Raw genomic sequence first — 22,818 nt, forward strand, 5'->3', positions numbered from 1 at the left:
ATATCTCAAACCCGTATTTTATCATATTCACTAGTTAGCTTTTGATGCTTGCATTTACGTCTCATAAGCTAGCCACAGCAAAGCTTTGACAGTTTTCGGAGATGTCTCGTGTAGTCAAATTCATTTACAGTTGGCATCGAACTGTTGCCGTAACCCGGATAGTCAGGAGCAACGAGATGGAATTTATCAGCAAGTGCTGGTATGAGATTACGGAACATGTGAGACGACGTTGGGAAGCCGTGCAATAACAGAATCGTCGGATTATTACGAGAACCAGCTTCACGGTAAAAGATGTCTAAACCATCGATGGAAACTGTGCGATATGTAGTCATGGGATTACTCTTTAGTAAGTGATAAAAGCCTTTTGGACTTCAAATCTGTGCCATACCGCCATCAACAAACAACTCAATGCCGTTCACAAAGCTGCTGTCATCTGAAGCGAGAAAGACAACGGCTTTGGCAATTTCATCGGGTTTGCCGACTCGTCCCAGTGGGATGGTGCTGGCTTGGCTGTCTACGAATTCTTGCAACTGCTGGTCATTCAATCCCAAATGATCGTAACCAGGAGTCGGAACCACACCAGGGCTAATGGCATTCACTCTGATCTTGCGTTCTTTGAGGTCGAGTATCCAATTCCGAGCAAACGATCGCACGGCGGCTTTGGTAGCACTGTAAACACTGAATGCTGGCGTACCTTTTATGGAAGTAATCGAAGCATTCAGGATAATAGAAGCGCCCTCTGGTAACAGTGGCAGTGCCTTTTGTACGGTGAACAGCAAACCTTTGACGTTTACGTTGAATGTTTTGTCAAAGTGTTCCTCAGTGATTGCTCCAAGTGGGGCAATTTGTCCAACACCAGCATTAGCGAAGATAATATCGAGGTGTCCTTGCTCTTGGTTAATGGTGGCAAACAGGCGATCGAGGTCTGCCAGATTAGAAACATCGCTCTGCACAGCCGTAACATTTTTGCCAATAGCTTCTACAGCAGCATCCAGTTCCACTTGGCGACGACCCGTGATGTAGACATAGGCACCTTCAGCAACAAACTGTTTGGCTGTGGCAAGACCGATACCACTGTTGCCACCCGTGACAAGGGCAATTTTTCCTTCTAGTTTTCCCATTATGCTAATCCTTTGATTGTTGGGTTTAAAGCGGTCAGTTACTAATGGAGAGTGGAGTCAGGAGGAAGAATAGTCAGCCCTTATTGGGGAGCTAGGGCGATCGTCTTTTGTATCTTAACAAGCGTACCATTCCTTACATCTCCTTTGATTGATCTGCTTGATGAGGCTGCTTGAGACTCGAAACGAGGTCGGTCACTTGACGTTGAGCTTCTGCGCTCAGTGAGTCAAAGTCGTCTAAGAAGAATTGACGTTCTAGCGTTAACTTGCGGGTATTGAGTAACCCTTCGATCTACCAACCTTCGTCGCCTTTCGTTACGACGTATAGGGGCAGTGAATCTCGTGACGGTGAACTTTCGGTTTGTCCGGGCAGTATTACCCTGATAACTAGGAGCATGAGCGCGAGTTGTGAGTTCACGAAGCGGACAAAATCCACCTCACCCTCCAGGCGTGTTCCTTTGACAACCGTGTCGAACGCTTGCTGATGAAATGCAGCGATTTCTTTTCGACCCTTGAGATGGGTGCCCTCGAACGTGATGAAATCGGCAGTTTCGCTGAACGGGGCAGCAAAGCCTTCGCCGCTACCTCGATTCCAAGCATCAATCATCTGGCGATGGAAAGCACGGATTTCCGACTCGTCAGCAGGAGTGATGGTTTGAGCTACTTGTGAATTCATAGTTGAGTTTTCCTTTTAAGTGATAAATTAGTTTTCAAGCGGCATAGAGGGTGTTATAAACTCTGAAAATCATCGGTTCTGTGAGCCAGTTCCAACCATTCCTCAAAAATCGCAACCAGGGCTGAATTTCGCTAGAGATGCGATTGAACTTGGAAATTAAGTTTATTGGCAATGCTTTTTGAGGTACGCTCCGCTTTGATTAAATCTGCTGCTTTTTCGCCAATCATAATAGTCGGTGCGTTTGTATTTCCCGTGGTGATCGTGGGCATGATGGAGGCATCCACGACACGCAATCCCTCAACCCCATGTACTCGTAGTTCAGGATCGACAACTGCCATTGAGTCAGTACCCATTTTGCAGGTGCCAACCGGATGCCACACAGTACTGCAAGTGTCTCGGATGTAAGCTTCGAGGGCTGCATCACTTTGAATATGGGAACCTGGAGCTATTTCTTTGCCACGAAACTCATCAAAGGCAGTGCTTTGAAACAGTTGTCGTATTAACTTAATTCCCTCGACCAGCTTTTGCACATCGGCTTGATTGTGCAAATAGTTCATTTGAATGGTTGGTGGATCGTTGGGATTAGATGAACGTAAGTTAACGCTGCCAATATTCTGGGGATGCGTCAAAGAGACTGCACCCGTAAATCCAAAATCAGCAGGAGCATAACCAGGTGACAAGAATTGAATCGGGCCGAAGAAAAATTGCAAATCGGGTGTAGCCTCCAAGTTTCCCTTGCTATGCAAAAATAATCCAGCTTCGGTTCCATTACTTGTGATGGCAGGGTGTACATCTTGAGTGGCTGCTTGCACAACACAAGTGAGAATGTGATCCTGAAGGTTTTGACCAACTCCCGGCAAATCTGCAACGACAGAAATTTCCATCGCTTGCAGATATTCTGCATCCCCAATACCAGAAAGCATCAGCAGCTTAGGCGAATCAAATGCGCCTGCACTTAAAATCACTTCCTGGTTGACTCTGACCTGGTGGAGCTTACCTTCATGCAAGTATTCCACCCCAACGGCGTGAGTGCCTTCAAACAGCAATCGCGTTACCAATACCCCTGTCGTTACGGTCAAATTAGGACGATGGAAAATGGGTAAAAGAAAAGCAGCAGCAACACTGTGCCGTTTACCATCCTTGACTGTCAATTGATAGGGTCCTACACCTTCTTGCTGTACACCATTAAAATCAGGATTGTAGTTGTATCCCATTGACACACAAGCATCTACAAAGTGTTGGGAGACCACAGCAGGAGACATCAAATCGGTAACGCTCAATTCTCCATCAACTCCGTGAAATTCTGACGCGCCTCGTTGTTGGTGTTCTGATTTCTTGAAATAGGGCAAGACCCCCTGGTAATTCCAACCAGGATTTCCTAATTCCTGCCAGCGATCATAATCTTGAGGATTGCCCCGGACATACATCATGAAATTAATCGAACTGCTGCCCCCCAAGACTTTGCCACGGGAACAAAGCATTTTGCGATTATTCAAGAAGGGTTCTGGTTCAGAGAAATAGCTCCAGTCCACCTCTGAGCCTAGTAGATTGACGCACTCTGCTGGGATGAAAATCTCTGGTTTCGTATCTGGGTTGCCCGCTTCGAGTAGTAACACAGTTGTGTCATTGTCTTCGGTTAGACGATTGGCAACCACACAACCTGCTGACCCTGCACCAATTACAATGTAGTCATAATTAGTCATAGAACCTCGCGGGAGTGTGGAAACCCAGTAGCTTTAGCTCTGGGAGGAAACACGACACGGGCGGCTAAAGCTGCCGTCAAATCTCTCTCTGGATGAGTTACAATATATGTATGACTCAATCTATATCCGTAAAATGCAAGCTTATAGTCCCCTCTAACTTGGGCGGCGAAATCGACCGCACGTTGGAGAGTTTTGCTGATGCTTGCAATCGGATTTTGGAGGCAGCCAAGCGTGATAATTGCTGGAATACTACTAAGCTGCACCACAAGGTTTATAAGCCTGTGCGTGAGGCAACGGGTTTGAAAGCTAATCATGTCTGTCAGGCTATTAGACGAGTTATTGGTAATGCCAAGGCAGTTAAACAAATCCACAGATTTAGGCCCACCTCTATCAGTTTGGATGTTCGCACCTTTGTTTATAAGGAGGAAAGCCAGTCTGTAGGGGTGACTTTGATGTGTGGACGAGTTGAATTTAAGTTGTCCATTGGTGGTTATCAAATTGCATTGCTTAGGGGACAAGCCCCAACCAGTGCAACATTGAATAAAACCAAACATGGCGGCTACTTTATCAACTTCGTTGTCGATATCCCAACTCAACCTACGGGCAAAACTCCGAAGGTGATTGGGGTTGATTTGGGTAGACGCGATATTGCTACCACTTCCACGGGTAAATCTTGGAGTGGTAAACAGATTCAATCGGTTCGTGACCGCTACAGCAAAATCAGAGCGAACGTTCAAAGTAAACGCACGCGCAGTTCTAGGCGACTGATGCGAAGGCTCTCTGGCAGAGAACGACGCTTTCAAGAATGGTTGAATCACAACATCTCTAAGCAGCTTGTTCAAGATGCAAAACGATTGAATGCAGCACTGGCTTTTGAGGATTTGACCAACATCAGAGAATCCCTGAATCAAAAGCCCAGGAGTAAGGTTGAACGCCGCAGGACTAACAATTGGGCGTTTTACCAACTGCGTTTGTTTGTTGGGAACAAAGCAAATATTGCCGATATCCCGGTTGTATTTGTGCCACCCGCCTACACAAGTCAAACTTGTTCCCGATGCGGAGGTATTCACCCCCTTCAGAGTAAATCCTATCGCAATGGAAAAATTTTTAAGTGTGGTCGCTGTGGTTTTGAACATGATAGCGAAGCGTTAGCGAGTCTTCGAGCGTCTGCTGATATAAATGCGGCTCTTAATATTGCTGCTTTGGGGAAGTCCGTAAGCCTTCCTGAAAGCCTGGGGATGAGTTGTCAATTGCAGGGGCAAATGTCTCTGTTCCCGATATCTCAAATCTGTGGCTAAAGCCCCGCGTCTTTAGACCAGGGTATGCTTACAAAGTTCTCTTCCTCTGTTATCTACAATGGATAAATTGAGTCAAGAATGAACTGATTTAAAGAGCGATCGCCTCTGTATTCTTGCTAAATTGCTGAAATCTCTGGTTCTTGTCGTTGGTATAGAAGTTATGAAATACTCTCCGTTGAAACACTTATTAAGATAAGCACTAAAAACCTTAATCATTTGCAGCAACAATGGCTGCCATTATCTGCTCAACATTCCAGCGATTGGGATAGCGAATTCCATTAATAAACAAAGCGGGTGCAGCCTCCACTCCACTTCGCAGTCCACCTTCGATATCCGCATTAATCCGATCAACATAGGTTCCCCTGGATAAATCCTGCAAAAATTGAGAAATATTAAGTCCTAAACGATTGGCGTACTCTACTAGATAGCCATTCTCTAACTCTTGTTGATGAATGAACAATATCTCATGCATTTGCCAAAACTGCCCTTGAGCCGCAGCGGCTTCCGCAGCTTCCGCTGCTCGTTGAGCATGTGGATGAATCTGTACCTGAGGAAAATGACGGAAGATAAAACCTAAATTGTTTTCTCCAAATGAAACCTTCAATTGGTGTTGAGCAACTTTAATCAATCGATAGACGTTGGCACTTTGAAAACATTCATAATCTCCATACATGACAAAGACTACAGCAGCATTCAGTGCACCTTGAATATGATCCTGGGTTGAAGGCAGAACGAATAAAGAACGATTATCACGGTCGTAAGTCATGTTTCGGTTTGTATTAAGCAAACTTAAGCCTTACAACCCAACTGCGCTAACGTTGCTATGGATTTAATATAGACAATTGACCCTCTGTTGTCGTCCACTCTGGGTTGACATTTTTGTACAATCGACTGATGGATGAACCTGTCCAGCTCGCAGTGGAAAGTTGTCTCCAACTAAAGTTGGAATTTGGATACCAACTTTAGTACAGCTTATAAATTGACAATCCCACGCTTAACAGCAGTAATCACGGCTTGTGTGCGATCGCTTACTCCCAGTTTGCTCAAAATCCGATTTACATGGGATTTGACGGTACTTTCACCAATAATCAAAGTAGTCCCAATTTCCTGATTACCCATTCCTTTTGCCATCAAACGCAGCACTTCCAACTCTCGTTCACTAAGTTCTGGATTGCTGATTCGCTGCAATAATTTTGCACCCACTTCTGGCGGAATATATTTCTGGCCATTATGAATGGCGCGAATCGCATTCAAAAGCTCGCCAGGTTTAGCATCCTTGAGCAGATAGCCTTGAGCGCCCGCCTGCAAGCCGCGATAGATGTCTTCATCACCATCGTAGGTTGTGAGTACCGCGATTCGAGCCTGCTTAAATTCAGCACAAATCGCCATAATGGCTTCAACACCTCCCATTTTGGGCATTCGTAAATCCATTAGCGTAACATCGGGTTGGTATTCTCGAAACGCGGCGATCGCCTGCTGCCCATCTTCAGCTTGAGCGATCGCTGTCATTTCGGGATCGCGGTTAATGATGGTTGCTAGACCCTTTCTGACAATGGCATGGTCGTCAACAATCAGCACCCGAATCGTAGTGGATTGGCTCATTGTAATTCTCACTCAAGGGTTGATAGTGACAATAATTTCTGTTCCTTGACCCGGTTGACTTTGGATTTTTAGTTGTGCGCCAATGCGCTCTGCCCGTTCGCTCATTCCTAATAATCCAAACCCACCGCTCAAAGGAATGCTACCTACTCCAAAGCCCCTACCATCGTCTTTAACCCTTAAAATACACTGTGTCTCGTTGTACACCAACTCAACCATAATTTCGCCAGCACTTGCGTATTTAATCGCATTGGTTAATGCTTCCTGCCCAATTCTGAGTAAGTTATTCTCCACTTCGGTTGGTAAGGAATAGGCTCTACCCTGAGTTTCGCAAATCAGAGCCGTGTCGGTCGTCGAGCGCATTTGAGCCACAATACGATGCAAGGCACTCTCTAAATTACCTTCTTCTAGTAGTCGCGGACGGAGTGCTGATACGGATCGCCGTGCCCCTGCCAGCCCAGCGCGTGCTAGTTCCTCAATTATTTCCAAATGCACTTGGGTTGCCTCTGGGTCGTCCGCCAGCACTTGTGTTGCCGCTCCCACCTGAAGCAGAATACCTGTGAAAGATTGAGCTAGTGTATCATGAATTTCTCGCGCCATTCGGTTGCGTTCTTCCAGAATGGAGGCGTGTTCGGCTCGTTTGCGATCGCTGATGTCTGTGTTTAAAGCATAAAATCCAATGACTTGAGCATTTGCATCGAAATCAGGAATTAAGGTTACACTCAAGTACTTTTTGCCTGCTGGCAGAGGCATTTCTGCTTCAAACGTGGTTGTTTCTCCCCTTAGCGCCTGGTTAATGTAAGGTTCTATCATTTGATACGATGTATGATCTACCAGTTCACGAATCGACTTGCCTAAAATTTCATCTCGGCTACAGTTGCGCCAAATCTCATAGGTACGGTTGACAAAGCGGTGGCGTTGCTTGGCATCAATGTAACCAATACCAACCGGGAGAGCGTCTGTAATGAGTCGCAATTCCTGTTCATGAGCGCGCAGTTCTGCTTCACTTTGCTGTAACGCCGCTGTTCGTTCCGCAACCTCCTGTTCCAAAGTGCGGTTGTAATTTGCTAAGAGGTGTTCTGCTTGTTTACGCTCAGTGATATCTTGAAAGGCTACAATCGCATAAGCTACCTTGCCCTGTTCGTCAAAGACTGGAGTACCCCAAACCTCAACTGGAATAATTGCGTTGCTTTGGTGAATTTCCACATCATCAACTCTGGTATGTTTGCCGCTCAAAGCCTGGATGATTGGCATTTTCTCAGTTGGATATTTTTGATTCGTTCCTGCCAAATAAGTTTGATAAACTTCTGCAAGTTGATCGGGTGTCACAGAAGGATCAATACCTTTGCCCAATAGCTGAGTTGCCCGTCGGTTGAAGTAGTAAGGACAACCTGCCATATCCATGACTGCAATGCCCACCGGAACTGCTTCTAGAAATTGAGCCATCCTGCTTTCGCTCTCACGTAGCTTTGCATAGAGTTTGGCATTTTCAATTGCGATCGCTGCCTGCGTAGAAAGTAGGCTGAGAATTTGCGTTCGCGTAGCGTCTCCTTCGGAGAATCGCTCCGGTGTAAATGCCCCAGTTGCCAACTGATTTTCTAGATACAACACACCGATGAGCTTGCTTTGATTGAGCAGAGGTAAACAAAAGACTGATTGAGTCTGGTGGTGTTGAATGTAGGGATCGTTGATAAAATTACCTTCACGAGTAGCATCATTGAGAATGACCGACTCATGAGTCCGAATCACATAATGAATGATCGATTCAGGTAAACGATTTGCGATCGCAGTCGATTGCAGTACTTGGGTTGCACAGGTCTGTGCACCCTCAACCAATTCACAGGTCGCTTTGATCGTCCATTCTCCTGCGTTTTCTAAAAGCAGACATCCGGTTTGTGCCCCAGCATTCTCAATGAGGATCTGCATTAAGGTGTGGAGCAGTTGTTCCAGTTCAATCTCACTAGAAATAGCTTGGGATGCCTTCATTATTGCTGCTAAATCGAGAGCAACATGTGAGGTATTAGAGGTAGTTCCAGCCGTAGTGTGGATTGGCATGGAACTCACACTTGTTGATTTAGGAAAAAACTGAGGATAATCAGCCTCCAAATTCTTGACCTTTGCCGTTGCGCCCCACCGTTCATAGCAGTAGTGAGCTTCTTTCATGTAAAGATGAGCAAATTTTTCCAAACCTCGCGCCAGATAATGTTTAGCAGCTAATTCGTAAGCTAAGGCTTCTTCCTGAATATATCCGTTTTCTCTAGCTCCTTGAATCGCTTGTTCGTAGAACCCTTCTGCATCAAGCAACTGACCTAAAACTCGCGCTTTTTCTGCCTCGACTAAATGATATTTATGTAGAAAATTCATCGGCGCATGACGCGCCCATTTGTGCATTTTTTCCTGGTTGCTGCTCACGTTAAGGAAAAATACTTTTTGTTCTGAATCAGGAACAGATGAATAAATTGCTAGTCGCACCAAAGAGTCATAAAAGCAGAACAGTGGCATCGTTACTTGCCCTGGCGCACCTTTGAGATACCCTTCAGCCGCATTTGCACTCTCTAACGCTTGAGTAAACTGTCCAAATAGATAGCAGAGGATCAGCTTGTTAATATAGAAATATTGAAATCCCAGAGAATCATTGTTTGCTAAATAGCGGTTCAATCCCTGTTGCTCATTGTAAGCAACGCCTTGTAAACAGCAGGGGTTATTAACCTGTCCTTGTAAGTTAAGCACTGCCTGCCAAAAGATTTGATGGTAACTTAAGCAAGTTTCCTGCTTCAATTGGGCGATGGCATGGCTGTAATTCTCCATCTCCTGTTCTAATTCTGTCAGTTCTAATCCACTGAAATATAAATACTCACATTTTTGATAAGCCGCTAAACCTGCAAATCCGAAATCTCCAGTTTCTACTCCGCTAGAGTAACTTTCCTGTAATAGGGATACAATCTCCCTAAAATGAGACTTGCCAAAGCTGATACCTTCCGCAACAATTAGAAAGGTTTTGCTTTTAAGTTCTTGGGCATTCAGCCGTTCCACAAGGTTGAGGGCGAGTTGACCTAATTGATGAGCTTTTTCTACATCCTGAGTTGCGGCAGTGATCACGACTCCATAACAAGAATAGGCAACCGCAGAAGTGGGTGCATTGCCATATTGAATCGATAACTTGACTTGCTCACATGCCATCAGCCAAAACAGTGCAGGTGCAGCCTGAAAAGCAGGAGAAGCGATATTTGAAATAATCCGCATGGCTGCCAATCTACTGGCATCTGTCATTAAAGGTAAATGCACCAAATCTTGAATATTCCTGCCTTGCAGAACTTCTGTTGTTTCTAAAAGTGCTTGTTGAATCTGCAATTCTGTGGGAAATTCTGGTAGGTTCAGCCCTAATTTTGCCAACACTTGCAACCCGACTTTAATCGCGTCTAACTTGTGAGTTTGTGCTACATAGGTTTTGATTGTGACCTCATGAACTTTCACTTCATCTAAAATGGTTCTGGCTGCTTGCAAAACAATAGCAACCCATTGCTCCATCGCCAGAAAGTCACCGGATAGATAGGCAGTTTCTGCGGCTTCTTCATGGAGAACCAAACTGAGGTCATACTGATGTTGCCAACTATCGGTTGCGAGTAACTCGATGCCTGCGATCGCATATTTCAAAGCTGCACTATAGGCAGTAGCCGCTTTGGCTTTTTGGGCTGCCATTAAGTTGAGTCTGGCAATGCTGTTTCGTTCCTGCCCAAAGACGAGAGCGATCGCTAAATTGAGATGATCGACAATTTCAAACAGCCGCTCTGATAACTCCTCTGGCAACGTTTTTTCCAGCAGATTGCGACCGATTTGCAGATGAACCACCTGTTTGTGCGATTCATCGATTAGAGCATAAGCAGCTTGCTGGACGCGATCGTGCAAAAACTTATACTCTTGAATTAACAAGTTTTCATCTAATTCAGATAGTGGTTGAATTAATCCAGCTTGTATGGCTGCTAGTAAATCTTGAAAAACCGTTTCAGGTGGTTGATCGCAAACAATCGATAGAGTATCTAAATTAAATTCAGCACCGATACAAGCTGCTAACTGGAGAATTTGCTGTGTGTTTTCTGGTAATTTATTTAACTGGATCAGTAGCAACTCCACCACATTATCGGTAATATCCTGGGCTTGAATATCAGCTATGTTCCATTGCCAGCATAAGTGTTGAGCATCAAATGTCAGCAGATTTTCGCTATACAGCATTCTCAAAAATTCATTGACAAAGAACGGATTGCCCTCAGTTTTACGCAAAACTAACTCAGCTAAGGGACGAACGATATCTGCATTCCGATGCAGTGTCTCGGCAATCAACTGATTCAACGGCTCCAGCGTTAAGGGTTCTAAGATAATTTCCTGAAGTACTACCCCTTGTTTTCGCAGTCTCTCTAGCATTAATGCTAATGGATGCGTTGGCTTCACTTCATTATCTCGATAAGCTCCAATCAAAAATAGTGATTGGGCTTGCTCATCCAGCAGCATCAACTCAATTAACTTCAGCGTTGCTGAGTCTATCCATTGCAAATCATCTAAGAATATCACCAGGGGATGTGATTCTGAACAAAACACTCGCACAAATTGCCCAAAGATTCGATGAAAGCGATTTTGAGCTTCAGTTGCTCCAACTTCTGCTACAGGCGGCTGCTTGCCGATAATTAATTCAACTTCGGGGATGATATCAATTATGATTTGTGCGTTGTTTCCCAAAGCGGTAAGTAAGAGCGATCGCCACTGTTGCACATACTCGTCTGGCTCACTAAGTAATTGCCGTACCAATTTTTGCAGGGCATCTGCGATCGCACTGTAGGGAATATTGCGCTGAAATTGATCGAATTTACCAGAGATAAAATAGCCACGCTTTTGGGTGATTGGTTTATAAATTTCCTGCACTAATGCAGATTTGCCAATGCCAGCATAGCCAGATACCAACATCATTTCGACTTGGAATTTTGGGTTGCCCGTTTGTTGGGTTTGTGAAGTTGTTTCTGACTCTGGACACGCTACGCGAACAAACGCCGCCAGTAACATTGCAACTTCCCGATCCCGTCCATAAAGTTTTTGGGGAATTTGGAAGCGATCGCAAACGTCTTGAAGCGCTAGTTGAATGCTAGAGATTTGACCGATTTCTTTTAATTGTTCAGCACAGATTTCTAAATCCGCTTTAATGCCCCAGGCACTTTGATAGCGATTTTCAGCATTTTTCGCCATCAGTTTGAGAATGATATCTGAAACTGGCTTGGGAATCGTTGTATTTATTTCATGAGGCGGAATAGGATGTTTGGCAATATGACAATGGACTAGCTCCAGCACGTCTGTGGTGGGAAATGGTAGTTGTCCGGTGAGCAGTTGGTAAAATGTCACGCCTAGCGAGTAGAAATCAGTCCGGTAATCGAGTAAACGGTTCATCCGCCCGGTTTGCTCTGGAGATAGGTAGGCGAGGGTTCCTTCTAAAACATGAGGGTTCTTGAAAGTCGGATTCGTGCGGTTAAATTGGGTGGCAATCCCAAAGTCTATAATTTTGACAACGCCAGTATCCAGATTGAGAACTATATTTCCAGGGTTAATATCTTTATGAATGACATTGGCTGCATGGATTCTGCCTAGAATATCAGTGAGGGCGATCGCAAAACTTAGAAAAGTCGATAAAGGCATCGGACAGAAAATATCTGGACGCTTGTACATCCATTGCTCTAAGGACTCTGCCCCAAAATCCTCTAAGACAATTACCAGAGTGCGTTGATAGTCTTGCTGGCTGTATGCCTTTACCACTCCTTCCACTGCCAGGGAACGGATAATTTTATATTCTTGTCTGTAACGAGTTAGTTCTTGAGGTGATGGATAATCAAGCTTTAGCATTTTTGCGACGATCGCTACCCTATCGTCTCTCATGCCTCGATACACTAGAGAATTAGAACTTTCATATATTTTGTCTTCTATGGTAATACCAGGTAGAGCAATCATAGAGCAACTCTTGAGAATATGATCTGGCATATCTCAAACTATACAGTAATTCTCATTCTGAAAATAATTACTTGCTTTTTGGTAATCAAGAAGAAATTTGATGAAATAAAAGATTAATAAGTGAACTACCTACAGTGACGCTTCTCTACGAGAGGCTTTCGCCAACGTTGTAGCAACTGCCGTCGGAAGATTGTCGTCAACTCACGCGCAATTCATAAGGACACTTGCGTGGGCGGGTTTCCCGACTTGAGCAAAGTGTCCGTCTCATCACTTCCGGTATCGCTGTAAGTGAGAGGCTTCTTGCTGTTCAAGCTAAGTCTACGCTGTCGTTATCCATTTCTGGTCTATATAAAAAAGAATAACCAGCAACGGCAGCGATGGCTCTAATATAGGTGATGCTAAATTGTTCTTTTTGTTGATTGATATCCATTAAATTAGAAATTACAAGTCAAGCTTAATGCTTTTTGTCCTCAGTTAAGTTAATCATACGGGTAGTTTTGAAATAGTTAACTGTAAGGCTTGCATTTGAGGAAAATCGCGCTTAATAATTTCGATAGCCTTTGTTTGACTGTCTTGATTTTTAACGATCAGTTGTGCAGTGCCATCACCCTGAGAACCCACCCCTTTTCCTCCGAAGATATAAGGTCTCAAAGGCTCGTGATGGAGAAGGAGATGCAGCTTTTTTGCAGTTAATTCTTCTGGACAAGCCGGAACTACGTGGCGATCAAATTCAGTTTGGGCTTTTGTCATTAAAGCCCCAAGAAGTTGGGCATCTCCAAGTTGTATGGCTTCAACTGCCGCCAGGGTAATTTCCGCACTAATAGAACCCAAGTATTTTTGCACATTTTGTCCTATTAGATTAGTAGCTATTGGATAACACTCATTCAATCGTCTGAGAATTTCTTGTGTGTCTTTGCTGCCATCGAGATCCACAATTACAAAAAACAAATCTTTGCTAACTTTTAGCTCCCTTATGTCGATTTGTTCACCATCAAATATCATCAAGATTGGGCGATTTCCATAAGCACAAGCCTGATCCATACGACCACAAAGACTAGGAGTGGTTCTTTCTCCAAGGTATGCCAACTCCATTTCTTCTCGAATTGTCATCTTCAACTCGTACAGACGATTAAATGCTCTCGCCATCAGAACGCAAAAGGCAGCACTTGAAGATAATCCCTTTTGGATGGGTAAGTCGGTTAGATAATTATCAATCTCAAGTCCACCAACACCATAACGAGTAAGAAATTGATAAGCTGTACCAGCAGCATAACTAAAAAAACCGCCCTTTTGGGCTACGCATAAAAGGGTATTAGATTCCATAGGTAATCTGAGCGGTTCATAATGACTACCATCGTTGAGAGAAGAACGAATAATTAACTCAGTTGAATTAGGTTTGACCGAGGCATAAATTCCTTGATTAGTCCCAACAATTAAGGTATAGCCCTTTTCAATCTTAGGGTTAATCCGCCGATATTCTCCTGCCCAATCGCTATGTTCTCCGAACAAACAAAGACGACCTGTCACAAAAATTCTCATTTTCAGTTTCCTGTTGTTAATCGGAGTATATGCTATCCCGATCAACTTCAATCAACAAGTGAAGAAGAAGATGTTGCCAGTTGAGATAGCCGCAACATGCCCTTAGCGTTTAGCAAAACGATTTGCCATCGACCTACGGATTCTTCTTTAGGCTTGGGTTTGATTGATTCTGCATATTTTTTGATGCCAGCCTCAAGTCATTCAACTTTGGCATTGAATTCTTCTAATTTATGAATTGAAAATTGACAATTGTTTCATTCAAGGTTTAAGACTTCTCCTTTCAAGGAGAAAAAATCAAAAAATAAATCCTTTTTTCCAATCCTCTCACTTCTAGGGCTACCGTGTATACACAAGTCTTTTAGAGTTGTTGTGTAAGACACAACAAATTAATTTTTGCTTTTCGATGCAACAAAGGTGCAAGGCGATGCAACAAAGGTGCAAGGCGATGCAACAAAGGTGCAGGGCGATGCAACAAAGGTGCAAGGCAATGCAACAAAGGTGCAAGGCGATGCATCAAAGGTGCAAGGCGATGCAACAAAGGTGCAAGGCGATGCAACAAAGGTGCAAGGCGATGCATCAAAGGTGCAAGGCGATGCAACAAAGGTGCAGGTCAAGAGACTTGTGTGTACACCGTAGCACTTCTAGGGAGAGGGAAAAAGTCAATTGTTAATTGTTAATTGTCCATTGTTGAACTACATTGCTCTGATGAGCGATGTCTTGAGTAATTACCGACTTTTCAAAATAGCTTCATAACAACTTATTAATCAATATTCAATCCGGCAACAACCGAGGGCGATCGCTTCAGGGGGCGACATCTAACCAGAAGCTGTTATTCCGACTCGTTGCCGTATGTCACACAAGGACTATCAACTTCCTGCATCGGTTGAAATGAATTGCAGAAATTTACAGTAGCACAATTAACAACTGCTTCATCGGGGTGAATACATTGCACAACGCCCTCTAACACATGAAAGGCACAGTCATTACAGATAGTTTTACATGGCAATGGTTGAGCATCGATTGAGTTTGACATAGATCAAGATTTTCAAGAAAGGAAACAGCAGCGATAGCAGGCATAAAGCTGAGATGCATTTTAGCTTCAGTGAAAACCATGTTAATTGGGCGTATACTGCTACGCAACACCTACGACATCCCAAGCCGGCGATCGCACCTCATCATCACATTACTGGTTAACCTTTTATTAACCAGTAATGTGATGCGTAGATTTGCCTTCTATGTCATCCTAATTCAGGAGAGTTAATTCGGCGATCGTGTTTGTTTTTAGTATTCACAGGCTTATCTCCGGAATTTAATCTCTACAAGCTGATAATTTTGGAGAAAATCGATGTCAATTTATGTAGGCAATCTCTCTTACCAAGTTACGGAAGAAGATATCAGAGGCGTTTTTGCTGAATATGGTATTGCCAAGCACAGGCAGGGTAAAAGACATTTCCGCACTTGAGTTTCACATAGATATAAATCAATGCCCCATAGAATTTATGAGGGCTTTTTTTTTAGCTATGACCATTCTCTTAAAGACCGATTGATTCAACTTGGTACTGGTCATGGTGGCGCACCAATACTAAGTTTACGTTTAATCGAGATAAAAGTTGGTAAAACTAGCTATTCTTACATTACTTCTGTCCTTGATCCACAAATTTTACTGTTTTTTTGTGACTTTTTTGCCGATTTTCAATTAATCTTAGCGTAGGCGTAGCCCGCACTTCGACACCCTTCGGCGTCGCTCAGGGCAAGAAGCTCAGTGACCACCGCAGGCATCGCAATACCTACTTAGTTTCTCGTGGTTCATATCTAGCAAGGTTTTTGGCTTTTTTTAACCGTCGAACTCACGTTAAATCAGGTAAGATGTGACTAGCAGATCCTTAACCATGTTTTGACTCGTGGACTTAGAGCAAGCCCTAGAGATCGCCAATCAAGCGGTTCATGCTCAAATCGGCAGATACTTGAGTGATGTTGAGCAGCTTATTTTTGCAGGAGCTTGGCAGAGGCAAACCTACGAGCAAATCGCAGAGATAAACGGCTACTCAGTCAAGTATCTTAAGGACGATAGTGGACGCAAGTTTTGGAAGCTCTTGAGTCAGGTACTAGGCGAATCGGTCAGTAAGAACAATTTTAGATCGGCAATTGAGCGATTACGTCAACGTCAGGAAACGCAACCCAAAGCTGACCGAAATCAGTCGGTAGAGATTGTTTTACCTCGTCCTGCTGGCATCCAAACCGATTGGGGCGAGGTCCTTGATGTTTCTCAGTTTTATGGTCGCAGTGCTGAACTCACCACCCTAATGCAGTGGATCGCAAACGATCGCTGTCGTCTGATTGCATTACTGGGGATGGGCGGCATTGGCAAAACGGCTCTCTCAGTTAAGCTAGCCAATCAACTGCTGATTACCTCTAGCATTCAAGGACGCAATGAGTTTGAGTTTGTCATCTGGCGGAGTTTGCGAAATGCTCCTCCTCTAGAGAATTTATTAGCGGACTTAGTATCGTTTCTCTCAAATCAGCAGGATACGCAAAACACTCTCGATCGCTTCATCTACTACTTGCGATCGCATCGTTGTTTAGTCATTCTCGACAACATGGAAACCATCTTGCAGAGTAGTGAGAGCGCAGGACAGTTTCGACCTGGATATGAGGGCTATGGTGAACTGCTACGGCTGGTGAGTGAATCGAATCATCAAAGTTGTGTGGTTCTCACCAGTCGAGAAAAACCTGCGGAAGTGGCAGCATTTGAAGGCGTTGATTTTAAGGTACGATCGCTGCGACTGAGCGGATCGCAACAGGCGGCACAAGCGATTCTGCAAGCCAAAGGATTAATTGGTTCACCTGAACAAAATCAGGAATTGGGCGATCGCTATAGCAATAGCCCGTTAGCAATCAAGATTGTATCAACTTCGATTCAGGATTTGTTTGAGGGCGACATTGATGAGTTCTTGAAGCAAGACACTACAATCTTCAATGGCATTCGTCGGTTACTCGATCAACAGTTCGATCGCCTCTCTCCACTAGAGCAAACGACGATGTATTGGCTCGCGATAAACCGTGAGTGGACCAGTATTGCAGAACTTCAAGACGATATTATTCCTGCGGTTTCTAAGGGGAAGTTATTAGAAACGTTAGAAAGTTTGAATTGGCGATCGCTGATTGAAAAGCAATCGGGTAGCTATACTCAACAGCCTGTAGTGATGGAATACATTACAGAACGTTTGATTGAGCAAGTTACAACAGAATTAAACACAGCAGAACTTAATTTTTTTACGAGTTACGCACTAACTAAAACAACCGTAAAAGAATATGTGCGAGAAAGTCAGGTGCGGTTAATTTTGCAATTTGTAGCTCATGGCTTCTATCAAAAATTTAGTTCCATAGCTGCTCAAGAACAGCAAATCTTCCGAATACTGAGGCAGTTAAGGCGAAGCGAAACTCAGCAATCTGGTTATGGTGCAGGTAATTTAATGAATCTCTGCAACTGTTTGCAGTTAGATCTAACCAACTACGACTTTTCTGGGTTGATCGTTCGACACGCTTACCTACAAACTGTGAATTTGCATCAAGTTAACTTCACCTGCACAAACTTTGATCGGTCTGTCTTTGCCCAAACATTCGGTGCAGTTTATGCCGTTGATATCAGTCCTGATGGCAGTCTGTTTGCGATCGGAGAAGCGAATAACCAGATTCGTCTTTACAACTTTGTAGACGGTCAACCTCTGCTTGTTCTCAAACAGCATACCAGTGAGGTTATGTTCGTCAAATTCAGTCCAGATGGCAAACTGCTTGGCAGTGCTGGTGCAGACTTCACCGTTAGACTATGGGATATTCCGTCTGGAACCCTATTAAGAACGCTAACAGGACATACCAATCCAGTTTGGTCTGTGGCATGGAGTCCCGATGGCACAACGTTAGCCAGTGGTGGTCAGGATAAAATCGTGAAGATTTGGGATGTCTCGACTGGAAAGGTATTGCAAACCTGGCAGGGACACTCCGATCAAATTTGCTCGGTTGCCTGGAGTTCTGATCGCACAACCCTCGCTACGGGGAGCAACGATCGCACCATTAAGCTGTGGAACGCTTTGACTGGACAACTCCTGAATGTCCTGAAGGGACATACGGATTGGGTGCGATCGGTTGGGTTCAGTCCAGATGGCAGAATGCTTGCCAGTGCCAGTGCAGACTTCACCGTTAGACTATGGGATATTCCGTCTGGAACCCTATTAAGAACGCTAACAGGACATACCAATCCAGTTTGGTCTGTGGTATGGAGTCCCAATGGCACAACATTAGCCAGTGGTAGCCACGATCAAACCGTGAAGATTTGGGATGTCTCGTCTGGAAAGGTATTGCGAACCTTACAGGGACACCGTTATCAAGTTTGGTCAGTGGCATTTAGTCCCGATGGTAGGATCTTAATCAGTGGTGGTCATGACCAAACGATTAAGGTCTGGGATGTCGTCACAGGTCAAGTTCTACAAACCTCTCAAGGATATAGCGACTGGGTATGGTCAGTTGCCTGGAGTGCTAATCATGCTGTGATGGCTCAAGGCAGTCGAGATCGAACCGTAAAGCTGCGCGATGGTGCGACAGGAAAACTCTTCAATATCTTAAACAAGCACACTAGCTCGGTGCTGGCAGTCGCGTTTAGTCCCGATAGCCTTGCGATCGCCAGTGGCAGTGCGGATCAGTCAATTCAAATTTGGGAGGTCGCAACCGGACGAGTCTTGCGATCGCTTCGAGGACACACAGGCTGGATTTGGTCAGTTGCCTGGAGCCTGGACGGAACCATGCTTGCCAGTGGTAGCAATGACTTAACCGTAAGGCTGTGGGATGTTGCAACCGGGGAACTGATCAAAATCCTGGAAGGGCATCTCGGTTGGGTGACATCGGTTGCGTTTAGTTCAGATGGTAACGTTCTTGCCAGTGGCGGGTTTGATCAAACCGTAAAACTTTGGGATATTTCAACCGGACAGGTTCTAAAAACTCTGCAAGAGCATAGCGACTGGGTGTGGTCAGTCCAGTTCAGTCCAATCGCTCCACTGCTGGCGACGGGTAGTGTTGACAAGACGGTGAAACTTTGGAATAGCTCCAGAGGAAACGTTTTAAGAACCTTGCAGGGACACACCAACTGGGTGACATCGGTTGCGTTTAGTCCCAATGGCAAACAACTTGCTAGCAGCAGTTATGACCTGACAGTGCGGCTGTGGGATGTTGCCTCTGGACAACTACTAAAGACTCTAGAAGGACATACTAGCTCGGTTTGGTCTGTCGCCTGGAGTCCTGATGGCGTGACTTTACTCAGTGGCAGCGCTGATGAAACAATTAAACTATGGGATACGCAAACCGGAGTCTGCTTAAAGACACTCAGAGCCGATCGCCCCTACGAAGGGATGAATATCACGGGAGTTACGGGTATCACTGAAGCGCAAAAAGCAACGCTCAAAGCATTAGGGGCGATCGAGCAATCGAGTTGAATGAAGGGTATTAGGCTTAGATTTGACAGGCGCGCATCGTCTTGAGGTATTCAACAGCAGCTTCCTCAGCAAATTCATGAGGGATAATAGTCATAGAACGGAGCGATCGATAAATTTCGATGCAGCGTTCTAATGCTGAATAGCAACTTTCGGGTTCGTACAAAGCCACCGTGCCTTTAAGAGCTTCAGCTAAGGTAGGGGCGAGTTGTTCAATCTTCCGAACACCGGAAGGTTTGCATCCTGATCGCAATAGCCCCAAAGGACCCAGAACAGTGCCGCGCAGATATGAAATCAAGTCCAGTGCTTCAAACAGTTCTCCTCGCGCAACTTTACCAACGCCATAGTGAATCCAGATCCAAAATCGATCTTCGATCCACTGTTCATTCGGCATGGGATATGCACCGGTGCTGGAGGCAAAGACCTGTGACAGACGGCGATCGCGTTCCCACAAAACCACTGGCTCATCCACCCGCTTTTCAGCATCAGCAAGAGAGATAAACTTAAGGTCAACATGCAGTAGAGGCGAGTTGTACAGGCAAATCAATACGCGAGGTTCGCCCACGTGTTCACCTGTAAACGATGCCAATAACTCTCCCAACGATGCAGCAATGCTCTGTCGCTCAAACATGACCTGTTCAAAGCTTTCAGGCTCTACCGCAATGATCAAATCGAGATCGCTAAACTCATCCATTGAGTTCTCTGCCCAAGATCCTGCTACGGCAACGCCAACCAGTCGTTGATCTAATGCCAGATGAGGAATAGCATTGCTGATGAACGCTCGATGAGGTGTCAGTGCAGTGGATGGAATTTTCATATGAATCTAATGTTTGAGTTTATTACAGCAATTTTATCTATCTGCTGGATGCAGCAGGGTCTTGCCGCATTTTTCCGATGCCTGCCTTTTGGGTAACCACTAAATCAGGCGTAATCCAAACTCCGCCAAATGGTTGCAGAATTTTCCGCACGCTCGTAAAAACTTGTTGGTTCTTAGCAAAGGTTAAGTGCATTATGAAATGCCGCAACTGCGACTTGTACACCATCTTCAGCCCGAATTTTTTCACCAATGGTAGCCGCTTGCGATCGCATCGTGCGATCGGCTGTCACTGCTTGTAGGGCAGTCGTTAACCGTTCTACCGTCAACGTTTTTTTCGGAATTGGCTGGGGTGCGACCCCTAGTTTGGCAAGGCGATCTCCCCAAAAGGGTTGGTCGCTGAAGAATGGAATCACAATGGCAGGAACACCTGCTCTCAACCCTGCTGCGGTTGTTCCTGCGCCGCCATGATGGACAACCGCAGAGACTCTGGGAAACAACCAATCATGGGGAACGGCTTCGAGCTGAAAGACCGTATCGGGCAGAGCCATTTGCCCAATTCCACCCCAACCGCTTAAGAGGATACCTCGCTGCCCCGTTTGCTCAAGAGCAGCTAGCACGATCTCAGTTGTTGTAGCGGGATCGCGCCCAGTCATGCTGCCAAAACCAATGCAAATTGGCAAAGAACCCGCAGCTAGAAAATCTACCAGATCGGCAAGGGGCACAAAGTCTGGGGCAGCGTCAAGAAACCAGTATCCCGTAACGTGATGGCGATCGCACCAGTTTGCAGGTTTAGGAATCACCGTTGTACTGTAGCCATAGAGAATCGGAATTTGGGCTTGCTCCATGCGGCGAAATGGTTCAGAAAACAACCCAACGGCAGGAAGCTCCAGAACGGATTGCCGCCAGCGATTGATAGATGTGCGAAACGTTTGCCAGAGGATTTGACCGATCAGGGGATAGGTTAGCGCGTTATAAACTCGTCCTAGACGCAGCCCTGGTGGAGTTGTGGGAAAGGGAAAATCTGAATTGGCAGTGATGGGAAGTAGGCTGCTTAAAAAGAAGGGAATGTTTAGCTTCTCGGCAATGTCGTAGCCTGCGGTTGTGGTAATGGAAGAAATGATCGCATCTGTGTGCTGGCAGGCAGACCAAAAATCGTTGAGCATTGCGGTCATTGACGTTTCTACGGCTTTGGCAAACTGACGAATTGAAGCGATCGGATTACCACCCGACTCTAGTAGTTTTTGTCCGTCTTCTCCACTGAGTAACGCCTGCATATCGCCCGCAACCGGGGCAAACGCTAGCCCGTGATTGCGAACCAGCGCCTCAAACGGCAGATGGGTTGCAACTTGAACGCAGTGACCTGCTTGCCGTAAGCCCAGTCCTAGTGCAAGATACGGCTGAATATCTCCACGGGAACCTGTGGTTAAAATAGTGATGTGCATGGTTTTAGGTTGGATGATATAACTATGTCCCCCTATTTATCATCAGTCGGTCGCAAATTATTCCAGCAGAGGTCAGTACACGACTGATTTCAGGAGATGAGTTCTACACCATATGAGTTATCAATCGCACAGAGCCATTTTCCGTCAGTCGTCTTTTTATAGACGTAAATTGCCTTTCTCTCAGTGGAAAACTCTGAATCGGGTTTGTCAGGAGACTCAATATAAGTCTTTGATAAAACCAACGCGATGTCTCCTGTCTCAATAATCACCATGTCACCCTGGGATACCTTAAGACTGTTGTTAAAGTAATCAGAAATCTTTTGAAGAGCTATTTTAATCGCTTCGCGACCTTGTACCAGCGTCCCAGGTTTAACCACCAATACGGCATCTTCTGTATAGCAATTAGCGACAGTATCAAAATCGCGATCGTTGATTGCTTTATCTGCTCTGGCTATTTCTTGCTTTACAGCGTGATCATCCATAATAATGACTCCTTTTTGGTAATGATGATGACTGGGTTTGAGAATTGCGTCGTTTCAGGCTAGAGAGGAGGCGATCGCTCATCACTACTGCCCGGATATTGCTCCTGCTTAGTGAAAAGAAAGACCCTGCCCAACTGGTAAAACAGAGGTTAAAACAGTTTCCTTCATCTGGATTCCTAGTTTTCTTTCAATCACCCATCCCGCTAAATATTGGGCAGCTAAACAACCAGCCGCCGTTGCAATATTATCTTCTATTACAAGCGATCGCTCGACAACGAAAACACCAAAATTCTCCAGTAATTGTTTAGCAGTCGGATAGGTAGTTGCTTGCTTGCCTTGTAGTAGCCCTAGTGCTGCAAGAATTAATGCACCCGAACACATGGAACCGATCAATTGATGTTCTGGGTTCAGATTGAATTGACTGAGGTAATCTGCATCTTTCATCTTCTGGCGCGTCTCAGAACCACTGGAAAACAAAACCACATCTGAAGTATTCGCCAGTTGAACATGACCGTGCATTGGAATGGTTAAACCCGATCGCGAGGTATGATGAGTCTGTTCTCCCAAAATCTGTACGCTCCAGTCGGACGCAGTAACGCGATTTAGCAAATCCCACAGCAGGAATACGTCAATATCAGTGAAATTCTCAAAAGCAACAATTGCTAGCTTCATAAACGAA

General features: G+C 45.0%; 19 protein-coding genes and 1 pseudogene. 5 read left to right on the top strand and 15 right to left on the bottom strand.

Annotated features, from left to right (window positions below; all coding sequences use genetic code 11):
- Nucleotides 1-68: 68 nt before the first annotated feature.
- From H6H03_RS16700 to H6H03_RS16715, 4 genes are all read right to left on the bottom strand, one after another.
- Nucleotides 69-332: an alpha/beta fold hydrolase gene (locus H6H03_RS16700; RefSeq protein ID WP_242057871.1), complete on the bottom strand. Its 264-nt coding sequence runs from the start codon at nt 330-332 to the stop codon at nt 69-71.
- Nucleotides 333-371: 39 nt separating this feature from the next.
- Complete coding sequence (locus H6H03_RS16705; RefSeq protein WP_190956205.1) at nt 372-1,121, bottom strand: glucose 1-dehydrogenase; 750 nt, start codon at nt 1,119-1,121, stop codon at nt 372-374.
- A gap of 289 nt (nt 1,122-1,410) precedes the next feature.
- Entirely contained in the window at nt 1,411-1,794 is a 384-nt protein-coding gene (locus H6H03_RS16710; RefSeq protein WP_242057872.1) for an SgcJ/EcaC family oxidoreductase, read from the bottom strand.
- A gap of 131 nt (nt 1,795-1,925) precedes the next feature.
- Entirely contained in the window at nt 1,926-3,497 is a 1,572-nt protein-coding gene (locus H6H03_RS16715; RefSeq protein ID WP_190956206.1) for a GMC family oxidoreductase, read from the bottom strand.
- Between the two features lie 110 nt (nt 3,498-3,607).
- On the opposite strand from H6H03_RS16715, the gene H6H03_RS16720 reads away from it, so the two are divergent.
- Nucleotides 3,608-4,795, top strand: coding sequence for an RNA-guided endonuclease InsQ/TnpB family protein (locus H6H03_RS16720; protein ID WP_190956207.1), 1,188 nt, complete (start codon nt 3,608-3,610; stop codon nt 4,793-4,795).
- A gap of 208 nt (nt 4,796-5,003) precedes the next feature.
- Here the strand turns inward: H6H03_RS16720 and H6H03_RS16725 are convergent, their stop codons facing one another.
- From H6H03_RS16725 to H6H03_RS16750, 6 genes are all read right to left on the bottom strand, one after another.
- Entirely contained in the window at nt 5,004-5,561 is a 558-nt protein-coding gene (locus H6H03_RS16725) for a DsbA family protein (protein ID WP_190956208.1), read from the bottom strand.
- A gap of 206 nt (nt 5,562-5,767) precedes the next feature.
- Nucleotides 5,768-6,397, bottom strand: a complete 630-nt coding sequence (locus H6H03_RS16730) for a response regulator (RefSeq protein ID WP_190956209.1) — start codon at nt 6,395-6,397, stop codon at nt 5,768-5,770.
- 12 nt (nt 6,398-6,409) lie between these two features.
- Nucleotides 6,410-12,379 carry an AAA family ATPase gene (locus H6H03_RS16735; protein WP_190956210.1) on the bottom strand — a complete coding sequence of 1,990 codons (5,970 nt, stop codon included), beginning with the start codon at nt 12,377-12,379 and terminating at the stop codon, nt 6,410-6,412.
- Nucleotides 12,380-12,862: 483 nt separating this feature from the next.
- Nucleotides 12,863-13,918 carry a mevalonate kinase family protein gene (locus H6H03_RS16740; RefSeq protein ID WP_190956211.1) on the bottom strand — a complete coding sequence of 352 codons (1,056 nt, stop codon included), beginning with the start codon at nt 13,916-13,918 and terminating at the stop codon, nt 12,863-12,865.
- A 358-nt stretch (nt 13,919-14,276) separates the two neighbouring features.
- Nucleotides 14,277-14,519 carry a hypothetical protein gene (locus tag H6H03_RS16745; RefSeq protein WP_190956212.1) on the bottom strand — a complete coding sequence of 81 codons (243 nt, stop codon included), beginning with the start codon at nt 14,517-14,519 and terminating at the stop codon, nt 14,277-14,279.
- Between the two features lie 228 nt (nt 14,520-14,747).
- Entirely contained in the window at nt 14,748-14,951 is a 204-nt protein-coding gene (locus tag H6H03_RS16750) for a hypothetical protein (RefSeq protein WP_190956213.1), read from the bottom strand.
- Nucleotides 14,952-15,029: 78 nt separating this feature from the next.
- Between H6H03_RS16750 and H6H03_RS16755 the strand changes: the two genes are divergently transcribed.
- The 4 genes and pseudogenes from H6H03_RS16755 (at nt 15,030) to H6H03_RS16770 (ending at nt 19,401) form a co-directional block, all read left to right on the top strand.
- Entirely contained in the window at nt 15,030-15,179 is a 150-nt protein-coding gene (locus tag H6H03_RS16755; protein ID WP_190956214.1) for a hypothetical protein, read from the top strand.
- An 84-nt stretch (nt 15,180-15,263) separates the two neighbouring features.
- A pseudogene (locus tag H6H03_RS40385) lies at nt 15,264-15,356 on the top strand (RNA-binding protein); the annotation flags it as partial.
- A 45-nt stretch (nt 15,357-15,401) separates the two neighbouring features.
- Nucleotides 15,402-15,629, top strand: a complete 228-nt coding sequence (locus tag H6H03_RS16765) for a hypothetical protein (RefSeq protein WP_190956216.1) — start codon at nt 15,402-15,404, stop codon at nt 15,627-15,629.
- A gap of 190 nt (nt 15,630-15,819) precedes the next feature.
- The gene (locus H6H03_RS16770) at nt 15,820-19,401 is read left to right on the top strand and encodes a WD40 domain-containing protein (protein WP_190956217.1); all 3,582 of its coding nucleotides are present in this window, start codon (nt 15,820-15,822) and stop codon (nt 19,399-19,401) included.
- Nucleotides 19,402-19,417: 16 nt separating this feature from the next.
- Here the strand turns inward: H6H03_RS16770 and H6H03_RS16775 are convergent, their stop codons facing one another.
- The 5 genes from H6H03_RS16775 to H6H03_RS16795 form a co-directional block, all read right to left on the bottom strand.
- Nucleotides 19,418-20,215 carry an oxalate:formate antiporter gene (locus H6H03_RS16775; RefSeq protein WP_190956218.1) on the bottom strand — a complete coding sequence of 266 codons (798 nt, stop codon included), beginning with the start codon at nt 20,213-20,215 and terminating at the stop codon, nt 19,418-19,420.
- Nucleotides 20,216-20,252: 37 nt separating this feature from the next.
- Nucleotides 20,253-20,408, bottom strand: a complete 156-nt coding sequence (locus H6H03_RS16780) for a hypothetical protein (RefSeq protein ID WP_190956219.1) — start codon at nt 20,406-20,408, stop codon at nt 20,253-20,255.
- Nucleotides 20,389-21,657: a glycosyltransferase gene (locus H6H03_RS16785; protein WP_190956220.1), complete on the bottom strand. Its 1,269-nt coding sequence runs from the start codon at nt 21,655-21,657 to the stop codon at nt 20,389-20,391. The genes H6H03_RS16780 and H6H03_RS16785 overlap by 20 nt, the downstream gene beginning before the upstream one ends.
- An 89-nt stretch (nt 21,658-21,746) precedes the next feature.
- On the bottom strand, nt 21,747-22,139 hold the full coding sequence (locus H6H03_RS16790; RefSeq protein ID WP_190956221.1) for a YybH family protein: 393 nt from the start codon (nt 22,137-22,139) through the stop codon (nt 21,747-21,749).
- A gap of 108 nt (nt 22,140-22,247) precedes the next feature.
- The gene (locus H6H03_RS16795) at nt 22,248-22,811 is read right to left on the bottom strand and encodes a DJ-1/PfpI family protein (protein WP_190956222.1); all 564 of its coding nucleotides are present in this window, start codon (nt 22,809-22,811) and stop codon (nt 22,248-22,250) included.
- Nucleotides 22,812-22,818 lie beyond the last annotated feature (7 nt).

Source organism: Nostoc paludosum FACHB-159 (assembly GCF_014698835.1).
Taxonomy (GTDB): Bacteria; Cyanobacteriota; Cyanobacteriia; order Cyanobacteriales; family Nostocaceae; genus Nostoc; species Nostoc paludosum.